Consider the following 15,067-nt stretch of genomic DNA (forward strand, 5'->3'; position numbering starts at 1 on the left):
AGCCCGCTCCCACACAAGTCCATTCCACATTGAATGTGTGTCGGGCTTTAGATCCTACCGATGACGGTAGTGATGCTTGTTCTTGCGATGCCCATAAGCATGCCCACGGCCACGGTGGTCATCACGATCATAACGACGGCTATCGCGGGAGCGACGATCATCGTCATCGCTCTTGTTGCCCATGTAGTTGCCCAGCGCACCACCCGCGCCACCGCCGGCGGCTGCGCCGATCAGGCTGCCGGTGCTGCCGCCGACACTGCGGCCGACCACGTTGCCGCCCGCTGCGCCCAAGGCGCCACCAATGGCCGCTTCGCCACGGCTGCGTTTGTCGGCGCCGACCGCACTACCACCCGCGCCGCCCAAGGCTGCGCCAATGGTCGAGCCGGTGTTGCCGCCGAGCTGCTGGCCAACAACCGAACCCAAAACCCCGCCCAATGCGCCGCCTACACCGGCTTCGGTGGTGCCACCGGCCATGGCTGCGCCACTGACCAGGCCAAGGGACAACAAGAGAATCGAGGAGAACTTCATTCGTGAAACCTCAAGGGGATGACGGCGCGATCCTGAGGTTGTAACGAGATTGTGGCAATAGAAATCCGACCAGTAACACGAGTTGTACACAATTCTATAAGTTACTGTTTTTACTCGGGAACTTAAGTCAATTTGGTGGGTCTTTAGCTACTTCGGAACGGCCGCTTTTATGCAAAAGCGGCCTTTTTTGTGCCTGTAGGTTTAGGCCGACCGGGCCATGATCAGCCCATTGTCGCTCGCTGCTTCCAAGCGGATTGCCACGAATTTCGACGTTGGCGTGTGGCTGCCATCCCCGGTGCTTTCCAGTGGCACCAGTGGGTTCACTTCCGGGTAGTAAGCCGCAGCCTGCCCCGCTGGAATATCAAATGCCAGCAAGGTAAAACCCTTCACCCGGCGTTCACGCCCGTCTTCCCACAGCGAAACGATGTCGGCCTTTTGCCCCGGCTTGAAGCCCAGGCGGATGATGTCGGCTTCGTTGACGAACAACACATCGCGCTGACCCTTGACCCCGCGGTAGCGGTCGTCCAGGCCATAAATGGTGGTGTTGTACTGATCGTGGGAGCGCATCGACTGCATGATCAAGTCCGGCACGCGGCCGGTGGCGTGGGTGCGTTCGTGGATCAGGTCTTTGGGCAGAATGTTCGGGCGGAAGTTGGCACGGCCCGATGGGGTGTTCCAGCGGCGTGCACCGGCCGAGTTACCCAGATAGAAGCCGCCTGGGTTCTTGATCTTCTCGTTGAAGTCCTTGAAGCCTGGGATGGTGTCGGCGATCAGGTCGCGGATACGCCCGTAGTCGGCCACCAACCAGTTCCAGTCCACTGGTTTGCTTCCCAATGTCGCGGCAGCGATGCCGGCCAGGATCGCAGGCTCGGACTTCATCAACTTCGACAGCGGCTGCAATTGGCCATTGGAGCCGTGGACCATGCTGAACGAGTCTTCCACCGTCACCGCTTGCGGGCCGTCGGCCTGGATGTCGATATCGGTACGGCCCAGGCACGGCAGGATCAGCGCATCTTTGCCGTGCATCAGGTGGCTGCGGTTGAGCTTGGTGCTGATTTGTACCGTCAGGTCGCAGTTGCGCAAAGCTTCGAAGGTGCGCGGGCTGTCTGGCGTGGCTTGGGCGAAGTTGCCGCCCAGGCCGATAAACACCTTGGAGCGGCCTTCGAGCATGGCGTGGATCGCTTCGACCACGTTATGCCCGTTCTCACGTGGCACCTGGAACTGGAAGCGACGCTCCAGGGAGTCGAGGAACGCCACTGGCGGGCGCTCGTTGATGCCCATGGTGCGGTCGCCCTGCACGTTGCTGTGGCCGCGCACCGGGCACAGGCCGGCGCCTGGACGGCCGATATTGCCGCGCAGCAACATCAGGTTGGCAATTTCCTGGATGGTCGGCACCGAGTGACGATGCTGGGTGATGCCCATCGCCCAGCACATGATCACGTTCTTGCCTTTAGCGTACATGCGCGCCGCTTGTTCGATCTCCACCAGGGTCAGACCGGACTGTTCGACGATCTCATCCCAGGAGGTGTCGTCGATCTTGCCCAGGTAATCCAGCACGTTGGCGGTGTGTTCGTTGAGGAAGTCGTGGTCGAACACGGCCTCCTTGCCTTCGGCCTGTGCCTGGCGCTCCCACAACAGCAGGAACTTGGCCATGCCGCGCAGGATGGCCATGTCGCCCCCCAGCGCCGGGCGGAAGTAGGCGGTGTTGGTCGGCTTGTCGCCGTTGGTGAGCATTTCCAGCGGGTGTTGCGGGTGCTGGAAGCGTTCCAGGCCGCGCTCTTTGAGCGGGTTGATGCACACCACTTGTGCGCCACGGGTGACCGCTTCACGTAGCGGTTCGAGCATGCGCGGGTGGTTGGTGCCGGGGTTCTGGCCCCACACGAAAATTGCATCGGCATGTTCGAAGTCATCAAAGGTCACGGTGCCTTTGCCGACGCCCACGCTTTGTGCCAAGGCTACGCCGCTGGCTTCGTGGCACATGTTCGAGCAGTCCGGGAAGTTGTTGGTGCCGTAGGCGCGGACGAACAGCTGGTACAAGTACGCCGCTTCATTGCTGGCGCGGCCCGAGGTGTAGAACTCGGCCATGTCCGGGTTGGGCAGGGCGTTGAGGTGCTTGCCCACCAGGTCGAACGCGGCGTCCCAGCTGATGGGCAGGTAATGGTCGGTTTCGGCGTCGTAGCGCATGGGCTCGGTCAGGCGGCCCTGGTATTCCAGCCAATAGTCGCTCTGCGCAAGCAACGCGGTAACGCTGTGTTTGGCGAAGAACGCGGCGTCTACGCGGCGTTTGGTGGCTTCCCAGTTAACCGCCTTGGCACCGTTTTCGCAGAACTTGACCATGCCGCTTTCCGGCGAGTCGCCCCAAGCGCAGCCCGGGCAGTCAAAGCCGCCATTCTGGTTGGTCTTGAGCATCATGCGCAGGTTTTTCAGCGCGTTGTCGCTGGTCAGCCAGGCCTGCGCCACGCTGATCAGCGCGCCCCAGCCGCCGGCGGCGCCTTTGTAGGGCTTGTAGCGCGGGGTTGGGGTTTGATCGGCTTGATTATGGTTGCTCACGGCTGGTTCTCCATCGCGGGGCTGTAGACCCGCGGCGCACTTTTCTGCGGCAGGTGGATGAGATTGAGGTTATGCCGGCGGGCCCATTGCAAGGCCAGGCCGGTGGGCGACGACAGGCTGACCAGGGTCTGGATGCCCGCGCGCAACACTTTCTGGATCAGCTCCAGGCTGCACCGGCTGGTGACAATCGCCAGGCCGCCTTTGGTCGGAATCTTTTGGCGGATCAAGGCGCCGATCAATTTATCCAGGGCGTTATGCCGGCCGATGTCTTCGCGGCCCATCAACAATTCGCCTTGGTTGTTCATAAACACCGCCGCATGTACCGCGCCGCTGTGCTGGCCCAAAGGCTGAAACGCACTGATGCGCTGGCGCAGGCCGTCCAGCCACTCGGCGGGCGGCAATGGCGCGCCGGGCAGTACTTGCAGGTCGGGCAGGGCTTGCTCCACCGCTTCTACGCCACACAGGCCACAGCCGCTGGTGCCGGCCAACTGGCGGCGCTGCTGCTTGAGGTTCCAAAAGGCCCGGCTGGAAATCTGTACCTGAGCGTATTGGGCTGAACCCGAGCCGCTGAGTTTTAGGTCATAAATGTCGCTAACGTCGGCGATAATCCCGCTGCCAATGCTAAAGCCGACAATGAAATCTTCCAGGTCGGTGGGCGTCACCAGCATCACGGCCTGGCTGATATCGTTATAGGCAATCGCCAACGCCACTTCTTCGGCCAACGCAGTGCTGGCGACTTCCGTGTGTTCAAGATTGCAAAACTGGTAGCTCTGGCTGGCGGCGGGCGCGGGCGTTTCGAGGGCGGGCGCCGCGCAGACTGGGCGCTTGGCGTTCATGGGGCTGTACCACCGGCGGATTGATCAATGTTTAGACTAGGCGCGACAAAGGGTCGCGTCTAATCGTCAGTACTGATCTATCGATAGATGGCGTCGATCAAGGGTCCTGCAGCGATTTTTGGAACAGCGCGAAACAGGCCTCTGCCAACGCTGATCGGGGTGCGCTACGGCGCATGATCAACCCCAGGCGCGCCAGCGTGTGCGCTTCTTCTATGGGTTGCAGGCGCAGGTGTTCGGTGAGGGCATCGAGGCCGCCGTCCAGGGGCATAACCGCGCAGCACAGGCCGCCGTGCACGGCTTGTAACAATTGATGCACCGCATCGGTTTGCAGCAACGGTTGCGGGTTGAGCCCACGGCTATGGAAGTTATGGTCGATGGACTGGCGAAAGTGCATGCCGCTGGTGAGCATGCCCAGGGGCAGTTCGGTCAACGCCTCCCAGCTCAAGGGCTTATCGCCGAAACTGAAAAACCGCTGGTCGTAAAGCAGGCCCATGCGGGTTTCACCCAGGGCCAGCGAGTCGAAGCGCTCGTTGTCCAGACGTTCCAGATAAGACACACCCAGGTCCAGGCGGTTGCTCGCCAGTTGCTCAAGGATTTGCTCGGAACTGAGTGCCGACAATTCAAAACGCAGGCGGGGATGTTCTTTATGCAGCTGCTGCATGAGTGCCAAGGGATCAAAGCTCGACAGTGGCACCACCCCCAGGCGCAGCGTGCCCACCAGGTTGCCACGGCAGGCCGCCGCTTCCGCCTGCAAACCGTCGTAGGCGGCCAGTACGGTACGAGCCCAGGCCAATACGCGCTCGCCCGGCGCGGTGAAGCCTTCGAAACGCTGGCCGCGATTGACCAAGGGAAGATCAAGCTCTTCTTCCAGGCTGCGCAGGCGCATCGACAGGGTGGGCTGGGTAATGTGGCAACGCGCCGCGGCCTGGCCGAAGTGACGGGTCTCGTCGAGGGCGATGAGGAATTTCAGTTGCTTGATGTCCATCTTCGCTCCAGGGCTTATTCCAATGGCGGGGGGATTTTAGCGCGTTTAGGTCTTTGGCCGGGCTGGAACCCAAATCTGTGGGACTGGTCTAGTCTTGGGCATCTGGAACTCAAATACCAAGGAGAGCGCACCATGAGCATTTTTAGCTTTGTTAAGGAAGCTGGCGAGAAGTTGGTCAAGCTGTTGACGCCGGGTAATGCCAACGCCAGTGATGATCTGAAGAAGCATATTGAGGATGTGGGGCTGGGCAATCCGAATGTGCACGCCACTGTTGATGGTGACAAAGTCACGATTACCGGTGAGGTGGCCAGCCAGGAAGAGAAAGAAAAAATCATCCTGGCAGCGGGCAATATCGCCGGGGTTGCCAGCGTCGAGGACAAGATTACGGTTTCCGGTCCGGTGGTTGCGGCGGCGCGATTTGTCGTGGTGAAAAAGGGCGACACGCTGAGTGCGATTTCGCTGGCGGTGTATGGCAATGCCAACCAGTACAACAAGATTTTCGAGGCGAATAAGCCGCTGCTGTCTCATCCGGACAAGATCTATCCCGGTCAGACACTGCGTATTCCCGAGTAAGTCGCAGTTCAAAATGTGGGAGGGGGCTTGCTCCCGATAGCGGTGTGTCAGCCAATACATCTGTGACTGATACACCGCCATCGGGAGCAAGCCCCCTCCCACATGGGGTCAGAGTCCGGCAATGAGGTCGCGGTAGTCTTCGACAGCGGCAAACTCCGCAGTGTCCTTTGGTCCCTTTTTGCTGTCCGGTTCTTTCACCGCCAGTAGATGCCCGATCCCATACGCCCCGGCACTGCGCAAAATCGGCAGGGTGTCATCAATAAACAGGCTACGTGCCGGGTCGAACCCAATATCGGCTTGCAGCGCATCCCAGAACTGCGGGTTTTCCTTGGCGAAACCGTAGTCGTGGGAGCTGATCAATCGTTCGAAATACGGCGCCAGTTCAATGCGTTCCAGCTTCAATGACAGCGAATCACGATGAGCGTTGGTGATCAGGATCACGCGCTTGCCGGCCTGTTTGATCGCCGCCAGGAACGTGTCTGCATCCGGGCGCAGGGCGATCAGGTGGGCGGTTTCCAGTTTGAGTTCGCGCACCGGCAGCTTCAATTCCGCGCTCCAGAAGTCCAGGCAATACCATTGCAACTGTCCAGCGTTACGCTCGAACAGAGGCTGCAACTCCATCTCGGCCATGGCCCGGCTCACTCCATGCAACTCGGCATAGCGCTGGGGCAGGTGCTCCATCCAGAAATGGTTGTCGTAATGCAGGTCGAGCAGGGTGCCGTCCATGTCCAGCAGGACGGTGTCGATGGCGTGCCAGGGCAAAGAGGGCATGGGGCGGTCTCATGTAAGTAGAAATATCCGACACAGACAATCGGAAAAGCCACGGTATAGTAACCCGATCACGCCAAGGAGCCGCTTATGCGCCAGAAACCCACCGTCCTCGCCCGCGAAATAGTCGCCAGTAGCCGTTTGTTCCGCGTGGAGGAAGTGCAATTGCGCTTTTCCAATGGCGTTGAACGGACCTACGAACGCCTGGTGGGCCGTGGTGCCGGTTACGGTGCGGTGATGATCGTGGCGATGATCGATGACGACCATGCGTTGCTGGTGGAAGAGTACTGCGGCGGTACCGATGAATATGAGCTGTCCTTGCCCAAGGGCCTGATCGAACCGGGTGAGGATGTGTTGGCGGCCGCCAACCGCGAACTCAAGGAAGAGGCAGGCTATGGCGCGCGCCAGTTGGAACACCTCACCGAACTCTCGCTGTCCCCTGGCTATATGAGTCAGAAAATCCAGGTGGTATTGGCCACCGACCTCTATGAAGAACGCCTTGAGGGCGACGAGCCCGAGCCCATGCGTGTAGACAAGGTCAACCTGCGCGAGCTGTCGATGCTGGCGCAAAACGAGCAATTCAGTGAAGGCCGTGCCCTGGCTGCGTTGTACTTGGTACGTGACCTGTTGACCCAGCGTGGAGTGTTCAACGCATGAGCGAATTGTTTCTAGGCCACCCGTTTATTGCCCCAGTGATCGAACTGGCACGCCAGGCTGGCGAAGTGATCCTGCCTTACTGGCGCGCCGATGTGGCCGTGACCTCGAAGGCGGATGATTCACCGGTGACGGCGGCCGACCTGGCAGCACACCATTTGATTCTTGCGGGCCTGACCGCGCTTGATCCGAGCATCCCGGTGCTCTCCGAGGAAGACGCCGATATCGACCAAAGCGTGCGCGCCGGCTGGCAGCGCTGGTGGTTGGTGGACCCGTTGGATGGCACCAAGGAATTTATCGCTGGCAGTGAAGAGTTCACCGTCAATATCGCCTTGATCGAACAGGGGCGCGTGGTGTTTGGCGTGGTGTCGATGCCTACCAGTGGCCGTTGCTACTTCGGTGGCGCGGGCCTGGGCGCCTGGCGCTCGGATGTGAACGAGGCGCCCAAGCAGATCCAGGTGCGCGAAGGCCCTGCGGTGGGGGAGTCGTTTACCGTGGTGGCCAGCCGTCGGCACTCAAGCCCCGAGCAGGAGCGTTTGCTGGATGGTTTGAGTGAAGGTCTTGGGGCGCTGAAGCTGGCCAATGTCGGCAGTTCATTGAAGTTCTGCCTGTTGGCCGAAGGCAGCGCCGATTGCTACCCGCGCCTGGCGCCGACGTCGCAGTGGGACACCGCGGCGGCCCAGGGTGTGCTGGAAGGGGCGGGGGGCGAAGTGTTGGAGTTGAGCGGGAAGCCGTTCAGCTACCCGGCGCGGGAATCGTTGTTGAATCCGTTCTTTTTGGCGTTGCCGGCCAAGGCGGCGTGGCGTGAGCGGTTGCTGGCACTGGCAAGATCTTAAAACCGCAGCAGATCAAAATGTGAGAGCGGCGGTGCGACGATTCGACTTGCTCGCGAAAGCGGTGTATCAGACACACATTCGGTGACTGACACTCCGCTTTCGCGAGCAAGCCCGCTCCCACATTGGTTTTGTGTGAAGGCTTTTAGCGGTGCAGAACGTACTGGCCGGTGAAGGCCACGGCTTTTTCCTCGCTGCCCTCATTCACAATCCACGTCTCCAGCGTCAGCCGCGCACGGCCGTAACGCTTGTACGTCGCCAAAAACCGCCTCCACACCTTCTCCTCCGGCGCCTGGCACACCACTGTCGCATCCCGCGTCACAGGCAGCGGGTAACTGATCTGTGCTTCCTGAATCACGATATGTCCGCCTTCAATCCCTTCCTCACGCAACCGCAAGTGCAACCAACCCCAGCCCGCCAGTACTGCGCCGCAGTAGAGGCTGCCGCCAAACATGGTGCTCTTGTGATTGATATTGGCCTGCAACGGCAAGTGCAACTCCAACCGCCCCTGTTCCCAGCCACGTACCTTGAGGCCCATTTCCCGGGTGAGGGGGATGTCGTGGTGCAGCACGGATTCGAGGTAGTGGCTGTCGCGGTTCATGGTGGATTCTTCGCAGTGGTTCATTCGTCGTCGGCGCTTTGGTTGGCGAAGTTCAGGCCGTGCTTGCGCAGTTTGTCGTGCAGGGTCTTGCGCGGTACGCCCAGGGCCTCGGCGAGGCTGCGCATGGAGCCGTGGGGGCGGGTCAGTTCGGCGGCGATCAGGCTTTTTTCGAACTGCTCGACCTGCTCGCTCAGGCCGCCCGGCGTGGAGGTCAGGACGCTGGCGGCGGGATTGTCCGGCGTGGCGTCCAACGCCAGCTCCAGGCCCAGGGCGAAGCGTTCGGCGGCGTTTTGCAGCTCGCGCACATTGCCCGGCCAACTGTGGCGCAACAACAGCGCACGCTGGCCCGGTTGCAGCTCGTGCAGCGGCAGGCCGTGGCGGCTGCTGGCCTCATCGGCGAAGTGCTGGAATAGCATCAACGCATCTTCCCCACGCTCGCGCAGCGGCGGAATACGCAGCGGCGCGACGTTGAGACGGTAATACAAGTCGGCCCGGAAGCGCCCTTGGTCGGCGGACTGGCGAAGGTCCTCCTTGGTAGCGGCGATGATGCGGATATCCAGCGGGATCAGCTGATTGCCACCGAGGCGTTCGACAACACGTTCTTGTAGCAAGCGCAGCAACTTGACCTGCACATCCAGGCTCATGCTCTCGATTTCATCGAGGAACAGCGTGCCGCCGTTGGCGAATTCGAACTTGCCGATCCGGCGTTTCTGCGCGCCAGTGAATGCGCCGGGCTCGTGGCCGAACAGCTCGCTTTCCACCACCGACTCGGCCAGGGCGCCAGCGTTGATCGCCACGAATGGCCCGCTGCGCCGACTTGACAGATCGTGCAGCGCACGCGCCACCACCTCTTTGCCTGCGCCGGTTTCGCCGAGGATCAGCACGTCCGCCCTAGTCGCAGCCAAGGCGCCGATCTGCTCGCGCAGGCGCAGCATTTGCGGCGAATGCCCTACCAGGCGCGTGCTCAGTTGCTGGCGATCGCTCAAGGCCAGACGCAGGCTGCGGTTGTCCAGCACCAGGCGGCGCAGGGCCAAAGCGCGGCGCACGCTGTCGAGCAGGGCGTCGCTGGCGAAGGGTTTTTCGAGGAAGTCATAGGCCCCGGCGCGCATGGCCTGCACCGCCAGCGGCACGTCGCCGTGGCCGGTGATCAGCAGCACCGGCAGGTCCGGGTCTTGACCATGCAGTTCGGCCAGCAGCTCCAGGCCGTCCATGCCGGGCATGCGGATGTCGCTGACCACCACCCCCGGCCAATCCCGCGACAGGCGCGCTGTGAGGCCGGCAGCTTCGCCCAGGGTCAGGACCTTTAACCCGGCCAGGTCCAGGGTCTGGCAAAGGGCCTGACGCAGGTGTGGATCGTCGTCGATCAACACCACCTGAATCCCGTTCTCGATACTCATACACTGCGGTCCTCGGACGGTTGCAGACTGACGCCCGGCGAGCCGGCACGCAATTTCAGGGTTAACAGCGCGCCGCCTTCCTTGTGGTTGGCGAACAGCAGCTCGCCACCAAAGGCAAGCATCAGTGTTTCACAGATAGCCAGGCCCAGCCCCAGGCCCTGGGTGCGGGTCTTGGTGGTGTAGAACGGCTCGCTGGCGCGGCCCAGGGCTTCCATGCAAAAGCCTGGGCCGTTGTCGCGAATGTACAGGTTGACGCCCAGTTCGGTGGTTTCGGCACTCAGCCAGAGTTTGCGCGGCGGGCCTTTTTCGGTGAGGGCGTCGAGGGCGTTGGCCAGCAGGTTGCCCAGTACCTGGCGCAAGCGGGTTTCGCCGGCCTGCACCCACAAGGTGGCCTCGGGCAAATCGCGGATCAGTTCCACTTCCATCGAGCGTCGCCGCTTGGCCAGCAAGGCCAGCGCATCGTCCAACGCCGGTTGCAGAGCCACGCTCTCTGGCGCATGTCGGTCGCGGCGGGCGAAGGCGCGAAGGTGGGCGATGATCGAGGCCATGCGCCCGGTCAGTTCGCTGATCAGCTTGAGGTTGCCCCGGGCGTCGCTGGTGCGCTCGTGGTCCAGCAGGATCTCGGCGTTTTCCGCATAGCTGCGAATCGCCGCCAGGGGTTGATTGAGTTCGTGACTGATACTCGCCGACATGGTGCCCAGCGCTGAGAGTTTGCCCGCTTGCACCAGGTCATCCTGGGCGCGCACCAGCTCTTGCTGGGCATGCTCGCGCTCCAACACTTCTTGTTTGAGGCGCCGGTTGAGGCCTTCCAGGTCGCTGGTACGTTCCACCACCCGCGCTTCCAGCTCGCGGCGGGCCTTGGCTTCGAAGGCGATGCGGTCCAGGTAGTGGCGACGGCGTTGCATCATCAGGCCCAACAGCAACATCAGCACCAGCAACGCTGCGCCACCTACGGCGACCACGGTGCGCACCGGGCGCGTGATCAGCGAGCGTGGCGCGAGGATCTCCACATTCCAGCCAGTCTCGGCGATGGCGGTGGACTGACGTAGCCAGGCGGTGTTGCTCAGGCTCAGCGGCTGCGGGTCGCGGGTCGGGTAAGGCTGGATCGCAATGATCGCCTGGCGCTCTTCGGCGGTCAGCGGGCGGGTCGCTCGAAAGCGCCATTGTGGACGCGAGGTGAGGATCACCACGCCGTTGTGGTCGGTGACCAGCAGTTGTTCGGGGGTGTTGCCCCACAGGCTTTCGGTGTGGTCCAGGTCGACCTTGACCACCAGCACGCCAATGATGGTGTCGCCATCACGCACGGCCGCGGCGAAGAAGTAGCCGCGTTTGGCCGAGGTGGTGCCCAGGCCGAAGAAGCGCCCCAGGCGCCCGGCCATGGCTTCGCTGAAGTACGGCCGGAACGAGAAATTGCGCCCGACGAAGCTGTCCTGTTTGTCCCAATTGGACGCGGCGAGGGTCTTGCCGGTGGTGTCCATCAGGTACATCACTTCCACCCCGGCCTGGGCCGCCACGTCCTGGAGCAGCAGGTTGGCGTTGACCAGGTTGCTGCTCACACCGGGGGCATCCAGCGCAGTGCGCAGGGCCGGCAGGTCGCCGAGGATCTGCGGTAGGACTTCGTAGCGGTGCAGCGTGCCCAGCAGGTTGGCGACGTACAGGTCGAGGGTCTGGCGGTTCTGCCCGGCCAGTTCGCTGCGGTAATAGCGCTCGGCCAAATGCTCCAGCGGCCACAATAGCGGTGCCAGGCACAACGCCAACAGGGCGAGGCTGCGCCAGCGGGGTCTGCGCGGGAGGGTTGGAGTCATGGGGGTCAGGCGCCTGTGGGTACAGGCGCATTATGCCTAGTGCTGCTGCGCAAGACACTCGCGCAATGCGTCTTGCCACTGTGGCTGGCTGACGTGCCATTGCTGTTGCAGGCGGCTGCAGTCGAGGCGCGAGTTCAGCGGGCGCTTGGCGGGTGTCGGGTAGGCGTTGGAAGGGATGGCCTCCAACTCGGCGCACGCCTTGCCCTGGGCGCGCAGGTGTTCGCCGATCGCCTGGGCGAAACCGAACCATGAGGTTTCACCTTGGGCGGTCAGGTGGTACACGCCCCATGGCCCTGGCGTGCCGGCCTGCCAGCGTTCAATCAGGGCGCGGGTGCTGGCGGCGATGCTCCCGGCCCAGGTGGGGGCGCCGATCTGGTCGGCGACGATGCGCATCTGCGGCTTTTCTTGCAACAGGCGTTGCATGGTCAACAGGAAATTCTTGCCGTGGTTGGAATAGACCCAACTGGTGCGCAGAATCAAGTACTCGCCACCCACCGCCGCAATCGCCTGCTCACCGGCCAGCTTGCTCTGGCCGTAGACGCCCAACGGGTTCGGCGCATCCGCTTCGGTGTAGGGCGTGGGCTTGCTGCCGTCGAACACGTAGTCGGTGGAATAGTGGATCAACGGGATGCCCAGGGCCTTGGCCTCTTCGGCGAGAATGCCGGGGGCGATGGCGTTGATGGCAAACGCTGCATCCGGCTCGCTTTCGGCCAGGTCCACGGCAGTGTGAGCGGCGGCGTTGATGATCAGGTCGGGGCACTGGGCGCGGATTTGCTGGCGAATCTGCTCGGGGTTAGCCAGGTCCAGTTGGTCGCGGCCCAGGATGATCAGCTCGCCAAGGCCTTGGAGTTGTTGTTGCAGGGCTTGGGAGACTTGGCCGTGTTGGCCGGTAATAAGAATCTTCATGGGAACAGGTCGGCTTCCATCAGCAGTTTGCCTGCTTGATCCTTGGCGGACAGTTGCGGCGCCTCGCTCAGTTCCCAGTCGATGGCCAGCGTCGGGTCATTCCACAGGATGCTGCGCTCGGCACTGGGCTGGTAGTAGTCGGTGGTCTTGTAGAGGAACTCGGCGTAGTCGCTCTGCACCACAAAACCATGGGCAAAACCCTCCGGCACCCACAATTGGCGATGGTTCTGCGCCGACAGGCGCACGCCCACCCAATGGCCGAAACTCGGCGAGCTGCGGCGGATATCCACCGCCACATCCAGCACTTCGCCGGCCGTGACCCGCACCAATTTGCCCTGGGTGTGTTCCAGTTGGTAATGCAGGCCGCGTAGTACGCCTTTTTGCGAGCGTGAATGGTTGTCCTGCACAAAGTCGCGCTTGAGCCCGGTGGCTTCTTCGAAGACGCGGGCGTTGAAGCTTTCGTAGAAAAAACCGCGCTCGTCACCGAATACTTTGGGTTCGAGGATCAGCACGCCGGGCAGTGAGGTTTCGATCACGTTCACTGGGTGTCTCCAGCCAGTGAGTAGAGGTACTGGCCGTATCCGGTCTTGCCGAAGTACTTGGCGCGTTCGAGCAGGTGGTCGCGGTCGATCCAGCCGTTGGCGTAGGCGATCTCTTCAAGGCACGCTACTTTCAGGCCCTGGCGGCGCTCGATGGTCTGCACGTATTGCGAGGCGTCCAGCAGGCTGTCGTGGGTTCCAGTATCGAGCCAGGCAAAGCCTCGGCCGAAGCGCTCTACGTGCAAGTCGCCACGGTGCAGATAGGCGTTGTTGATGTCGGTGATTTCTAGCTCGCCACGGGCGGACGGTTTCACCGCTTTGGCGATGCTGATCACATCGTTGTCGTAGAAATACAGCCCGGTGACCGCGTAGCTGGACTTGGGCACTGCCGGTTTTTCTTCGATGGACAGGGCGCGGCCTTCGCTGTCGAAGTCGATCACGCCGAAGCGCTCCGGGTCTCTGACCCAGTAACCGAACACCGTGGCGCCTTTGCCGCGTTCCACCGCTGCGTGCAACTGCGCGCTGAAGCTTTGGCCATGGAAAATGTTGTCGCCAAGGATCAGACACACCGGGTCGCTGCCGATGAATGCTTCGCCAATCAGAAAGGCCTGTGCCAGCCCGTCCGGCGAAGGTTGCTCGGCATAGCTGAATCTGACGCCAAACTGGCTGCCGTCCCCCAGCAGGTTGCGGTATTGAGGCAGGTCCGCCGGGGTGGAAATCACCAGGATCTCCTCGATGCCGGCCAGCATCAGCACCGAAATCGGGTAGTAGATCATTGGCTTGTCATACACCGGCAACAGTTGTTTGGACACGCCCAGGGTAATGGGGTGCAGACGAGTGCCGGAGCCGCCGGCCAATACGATTCCCTTCATCATGCGATCAGATCCCTCATGTCGGTGTTGCCCAATCGTTGGCCCTGATAACTGCCGTCCTGGACCCTGCGGCACCAGTCCAGGTTATCGAGGTACCACCGCACGGTTTTGCGTAAGCCCGTTTCAAAGGTTTCCACGGGCACCCAGCCCAGTTCCCGTTCGATCTTGCTGGCGTCGATGGCGTAGCGCTGGTCGTGGCCGGGGCGGTCTTTGACGAAGGTGATCAGGTCGCTGTACTGCGCCACGCCAGCAGGATGCTGCGGTGCCATTTCTTCCAGCAGGGTGCAGATGTTGCGCACCACATCGATGTTCTTTTGCTCGTTGTGGCCACCGATGTTGTAGGTCTCGCCCACCACGCCTTGCGTCACCACCTTGAACAGGGCGCGGGCGTGGTCTTCGACGAACAGCCAGTCGCGCACCTGCAAACCATCACCATAGACCGGCAATGGCTTGCCGGCGAGGGCGTTGAGGATCACCAGCGGGATGAGTTTTTCGGGAAAGTGGAACGGCCCGTAGTTGTTCGAGCAGTTGGTCAGCAGCACCGGCAAGCCATAGGTGCGCTGCCAGGCGCGCACCAAGTGGTCGGACGCAGCCTTGCTCGCGGAGTAGGGCGAACTGGGTGCGTAGGGCGTGGTTTCGGTGAACAGGTCGTCCACGCCGTGCAGGTCGCCGTACACCTCGTCGGTGGAAATATGGTGGAAACGGAACGCGCGTTTTTCCGGCGCGGCGAGGGCCTGCCAGTAACCGCGAGCGGCTTCCAGCAGGCTGTAGGTGCCGACGATGTTGGTTTGGATAAAATCCGATGGGCCGTCAATGGAGCGGTCCACATGGGATTCGGCCGCCAGGTGCATGATCGCCTGGGGCTCGAAGCGGGCCAGCACCGCGCTGACGGTGGGCTGGTCGATGATGTCGGCCTTAACAAACTCGTAGCGGCTGTTGGAGGCAATGCTGGCCAAGGATTCCAGGTTGCCTGCGTAGGTGAGTTTATCGAGGTTGAGCACTTCATGCTCGGTGTGCTGGATCAGGTGACGTACCAGAGCAGAACCGATAAAACCGGCGCCACCGGTAATGAGAATGCGCATGTCGGGGGCCCTTTTCCTTTTGACGGACATTAAGCGAATGGAGCATAGCCTGTGTTGCGCCGGGATGTGCCGGGGGGTTGCACAAGCCCCCTGAACAATGGCGAACTAAGCGCCTGATAAAAATACCGAGGCCACCCC

At 61.9% G+C, this 15,067-nt stretch carries 15 protein-coding genes; 3 read left to right on the forward strand and 12 right to left on the reverse strand.

What is annotated here, in order from left to right; all coding sequences use genetic code 11:
• Positions 1–54: 54 nt before the first annotated feature.
• From ACLD1Y_RS20355 to ACLD1Y_RS20370, 4 genes are all read right to left on the reverse strand, one after another.
• A complete protein-coding gene (locus ACLD1Y_RS20355) occupies positions 55–528 on the reverse strand; it encodes a glycine zipper domain-containing protein (protein ID WP_429479613.1) in 474 nt (157 codons plus the stop codon).
• A gap of 201 nt (positions 529–729) precedes the next feature.
• Positions 730–3,078 carry an FdhF/YdeP family oxidoreductase gene (locus tag ACLD1Y_RS20360; RefSeq protein WP_429479614.1) on the reverse strand — a complete coding sequence of 783 codons (2,349 nt, stop codon included), beginning with the start codon at positions 3,076–3,078 and terminating at the stop codon, positions 730–732.
• The gene (fdhD, locus tag ACLD1Y_RS20365) at positions 3,075–3,914 is read right to left on the reverse strand and encodes a formate dehydrogenase accessory sulfurtransferase FdhD (RefSeq protein ID WP_429479615.1); all 840 of its coding nucleotides are present in this window, start codon (positions 3,912–3,914) and stop codon (positions 3,075–3,077) included. The genes ACLD1Y_RS20360 and fdhD overlap by 4 nt, the downstream gene beginning before the upstream one ends.
• A gap of 97 nt (positions 3,915–4,011) precedes the next feature.
• Positions 4,012–4,899, reverse strand: a complete 888-nt coding sequence (locus tag ACLD1Y_RS20370; protein WP_429479616.1) for a LysR family transcriptional regulator — start codon at positions 4,897–4,899, stop codon at positions 4,012–4,014.
• Positions 4,900–5,031: 132 nt separating this feature from the next.
• Between ACLD1Y_RS20370 and lysM the strand changes: the two genes are divergently transcribed.
• Positions 5,032–5,472, forward strand: a complete 441-nt coding sequence (lysM, locus tag ACLD1Y_RS20375; protein WP_429479617.1) for a peptidoglycan-binding protein LysM — start codon at positions 5,032–5,034, stop codon at positions 5,470–5,472.
• A gap of 108 nt (positions 5,473–5,580) precedes the next feature.
• Here the strand turns inward: lysM and yrfG are convergent, their stop codons facing one another.
• Entirely contained in the window at positions 5,581–6,243 is a 663-nt protein-coding gene (gene yrfG / locus ACLD1Y_RS20380) for a GMP/IMP nucleotidase (RefSeq protein WP_429479618.1), read from the reverse strand.
• 87 nt (positions 6,244–6,330) lie between these two features.
• Between yrfG and nudE the strand changes: the two genes are divergently transcribed.
• Together nudE and cysQ are read left to right on the forward strand one after the other, a co-directional pair.
• Positions 6,331–6,897, forward strand: a complete 567-nt coding sequence (gene nudE, locus ACLD1Y_RS20385) for an ADP compounds hydrolase NudE (protein WP_185704629.1) — start codon at positions 6,331–6,333, stop codon at positions 6,895–6,897.
• A complete protein-coding gene (gene cysQ / locus ACLD1Y_RS20390; protein WP_429479619.1) occupies positions 6,894–7,730 on the forward strand; it encodes a 3'(2'),5'-bisphosphate nucleotidase CysQ in 837 nt (278 codons plus the stop codon). Before nudE ends, cysQ begins: the two co-directional genes overlap by 4 nt.
• A 142-nt stretch (positions 7,731–7,872) precedes the next feature.
• Here cysQ and ACLD1Y_RS20395 read toward each other — a convergent pair whose 3' ends face one another.
• Genes ACLD1Y_RS20395 through rfbB form a run of 7 tightly spaced genes read right to left on the reverse strand, consistent with a single transcriptional unit; the run spans position 7,873 to position 14,929 of the window.
• Positions 7,873–8,328: a YiiD C-terminal domain-containing protein gene (locus ACLD1Y_RS20395; RefSeq protein WP_429479620.1), complete on the reverse strand. Its 456-nt coding sequence runs from the start codon at positions 8,326–8,328 to the stop codon at positions 7,873–7,875.
• A gap of 20 nt (positions 8,329–8,348) precedes the next feature.
• Positions 8,349–9,725: a sigma-54-dependent transcriptional regulator gene (locus ACLD1Y_RS20400; RefSeq protein ID WP_429479621.1), complete on the reverse strand. Its 1,377-nt coding sequence runs from the start codon at positions 9,723–9,725 to the stop codon at positions 8,349–8,351.
• On the reverse strand, positions 9,722–11,530 hold the full coding sequence (locus tag ACLD1Y_RS20405; protein ID WP_429479622.1) for a sensor histidine kinase: 1,809 nt from the start codon (positions 11,528–11,530) through the stop codon (positions 9,722–9,724). The genes ACLD1Y_RS20400 and ACLD1Y_RS20405 overlap by 4 nt, the downstream gene beginning before the upstream one ends.
• A 36-nt stretch (positions 11,531–11,566) precedes the next feature.
• On the reverse strand, positions 11,567–12,436 hold the full coding sequence (gene rfbD, locus ACLD1Y_RS20410; protein WP_429479623.1) for a dTDP-4-dehydrorhamnose reductase: 870 nt from the start codon (positions 12,434–12,436) through the stop codon (positions 11,567–11,569).
• A complete protein-coding gene (gene rfbC / locus ACLD1Y_RS20415) occupies positions 12,433–12,978 on the reverse strand; it encodes a dTDP-4-dehydrorhamnose 3,5-epimerase (RefSeq protein ID WP_429479624.1) in 546 nt (181 codons plus the stop codon). The genes rfbD and rfbC overlap by 4 nt, the downstream gene beginning before the upstream one ends.
• Positions 12,975–13,850, reverse strand: coding sequence for a glucose-1-phosphate thymidylyltransferase RfbA (rfbA, locus tag ACLD1Y_RS20420; protein WP_429479625.1), 876 nt, complete (start codon positions 13,848–13,850; stop codon positions 12,975–12,977). Before rfbA ends, rfbC begins: the two co-directional genes overlap by 4 nt.
• Positions 13,847–14,929 (reverse strand): dTDP-glucose 4,6-dehydratase, encoded by a 1,083-nt coding sequence (rfbB, locus tag ACLD1Y_RS20425; RefSeq protein ID WP_429479626.1) that lies wholly within the window; start codon positions 14,927–14,929, stop codon positions 13,847–13,849. Before rfbB ends, rfbA begins: the two co-directional genes overlap by 4 nt.
• Between the last annotated feature and the right edge of the window lie 138 nt (positions 14,930–15,067).

The sequence above is a fragment of the Pseudomonas sp. 18175 genome, assembly GCF_050432925.1.
Lineage (GTDB): Bacteria > Pseudomonadota > Gammaproteobacteria > Pseudomonadales > Pseudomonadaceae > Aquipseudomonas.

Bases quoted from the DNA above. Each gene is read 5' to 3' on its own strand.
- rfbB (WP_429479626.1), bottom strand. From the start codon at position 14,929: ATGCGCATTCTCATTACCGGTGGCGCCGGTTTTATCGGTTCTGCTCTG.
- cysQ (WP_429479619.1), top strand. From the start codon at position 6,894: ATGAGCGAATTGTTTCTAGGCCACCCGTTTATTGCCCCAGTGATCGAA.
- nudE (WP_185704629.1), top strand. From the start codon at position 6,331: ATGCGCCAGAAACCCACCGTCCTCGCCCGCGAAATAGTCGCCAGTAGC.
- ACLD1Y_RS20400 (WP_429479621.1), bottom strand. From the start codon at position 9,725: ATGAGTATCGAGAACGGGATTCAGGTGGTGTTGATCGACGACGATCCA.
- fdhD (WP_429479615.1), bottom strand. From the start codon at position 3,914: ATGAACGCCAAGCGCCCAGTCTGCGCGGCGCCCGCCCTCGAAACGCCC.
- rfbD (WP_429479623.1), bottom strand. From the start codon at position 12,436: ATGAAGATTCTTATTACCGGCCAACACGGCCAAGTCTCCCAAGCCCTG.
- ACLD1Y_RS20405 (WP_429479622.1), bottom strand. From the start codon at position 11,530: ATGACTCCAACCCTCCCGCGCAGACCCCGCTGGCGCAGCCTCGCCCTG.
- ACLD1Y_RS20370 (WP_429479616.1), bottom strand. From the start codon at position 4,899: ATGGACATCAAGCAACTGAAATTCCTCATCGCCCTCGACGAGACCCGT.
- rfbA (WP_429479625.1), bottom strand. From the start codon at position 13,850: ATGATGAAGGGAATCGTATTGGCCGGCGGCTCCGGCACTCGTCTGCAC.
- ACLD1Y_RS20395 (WP_429479620.1), bottom strand. From the start codon at position 8,328: ATGAACCGCGACAGCCACTACCTCGAATCCGTGCTGCACCACGACATC.
- lysM (WP_429479617.1), top strand. From the start codon at position 5,032: ATGAGCATTTTTAGCTTTGTTAAGGAAGCTGGCGAGAAGTTGGTCAAG.
- yrfG (WP_429479618.1), bottom strand. From the start codon at position 6,243: ATGCCCTCTTTGCCCTGGCACGCCATCGACACCGTCCTGCTGGACATG.
- ACLD1Y_RS20355 (WP_429479613.1), bottom strand. From the start codon at position 528: ATGAAGTTCTCCTCGATTCTCTTGTTGTCCCTTGGCCTGGTCAGTGGC.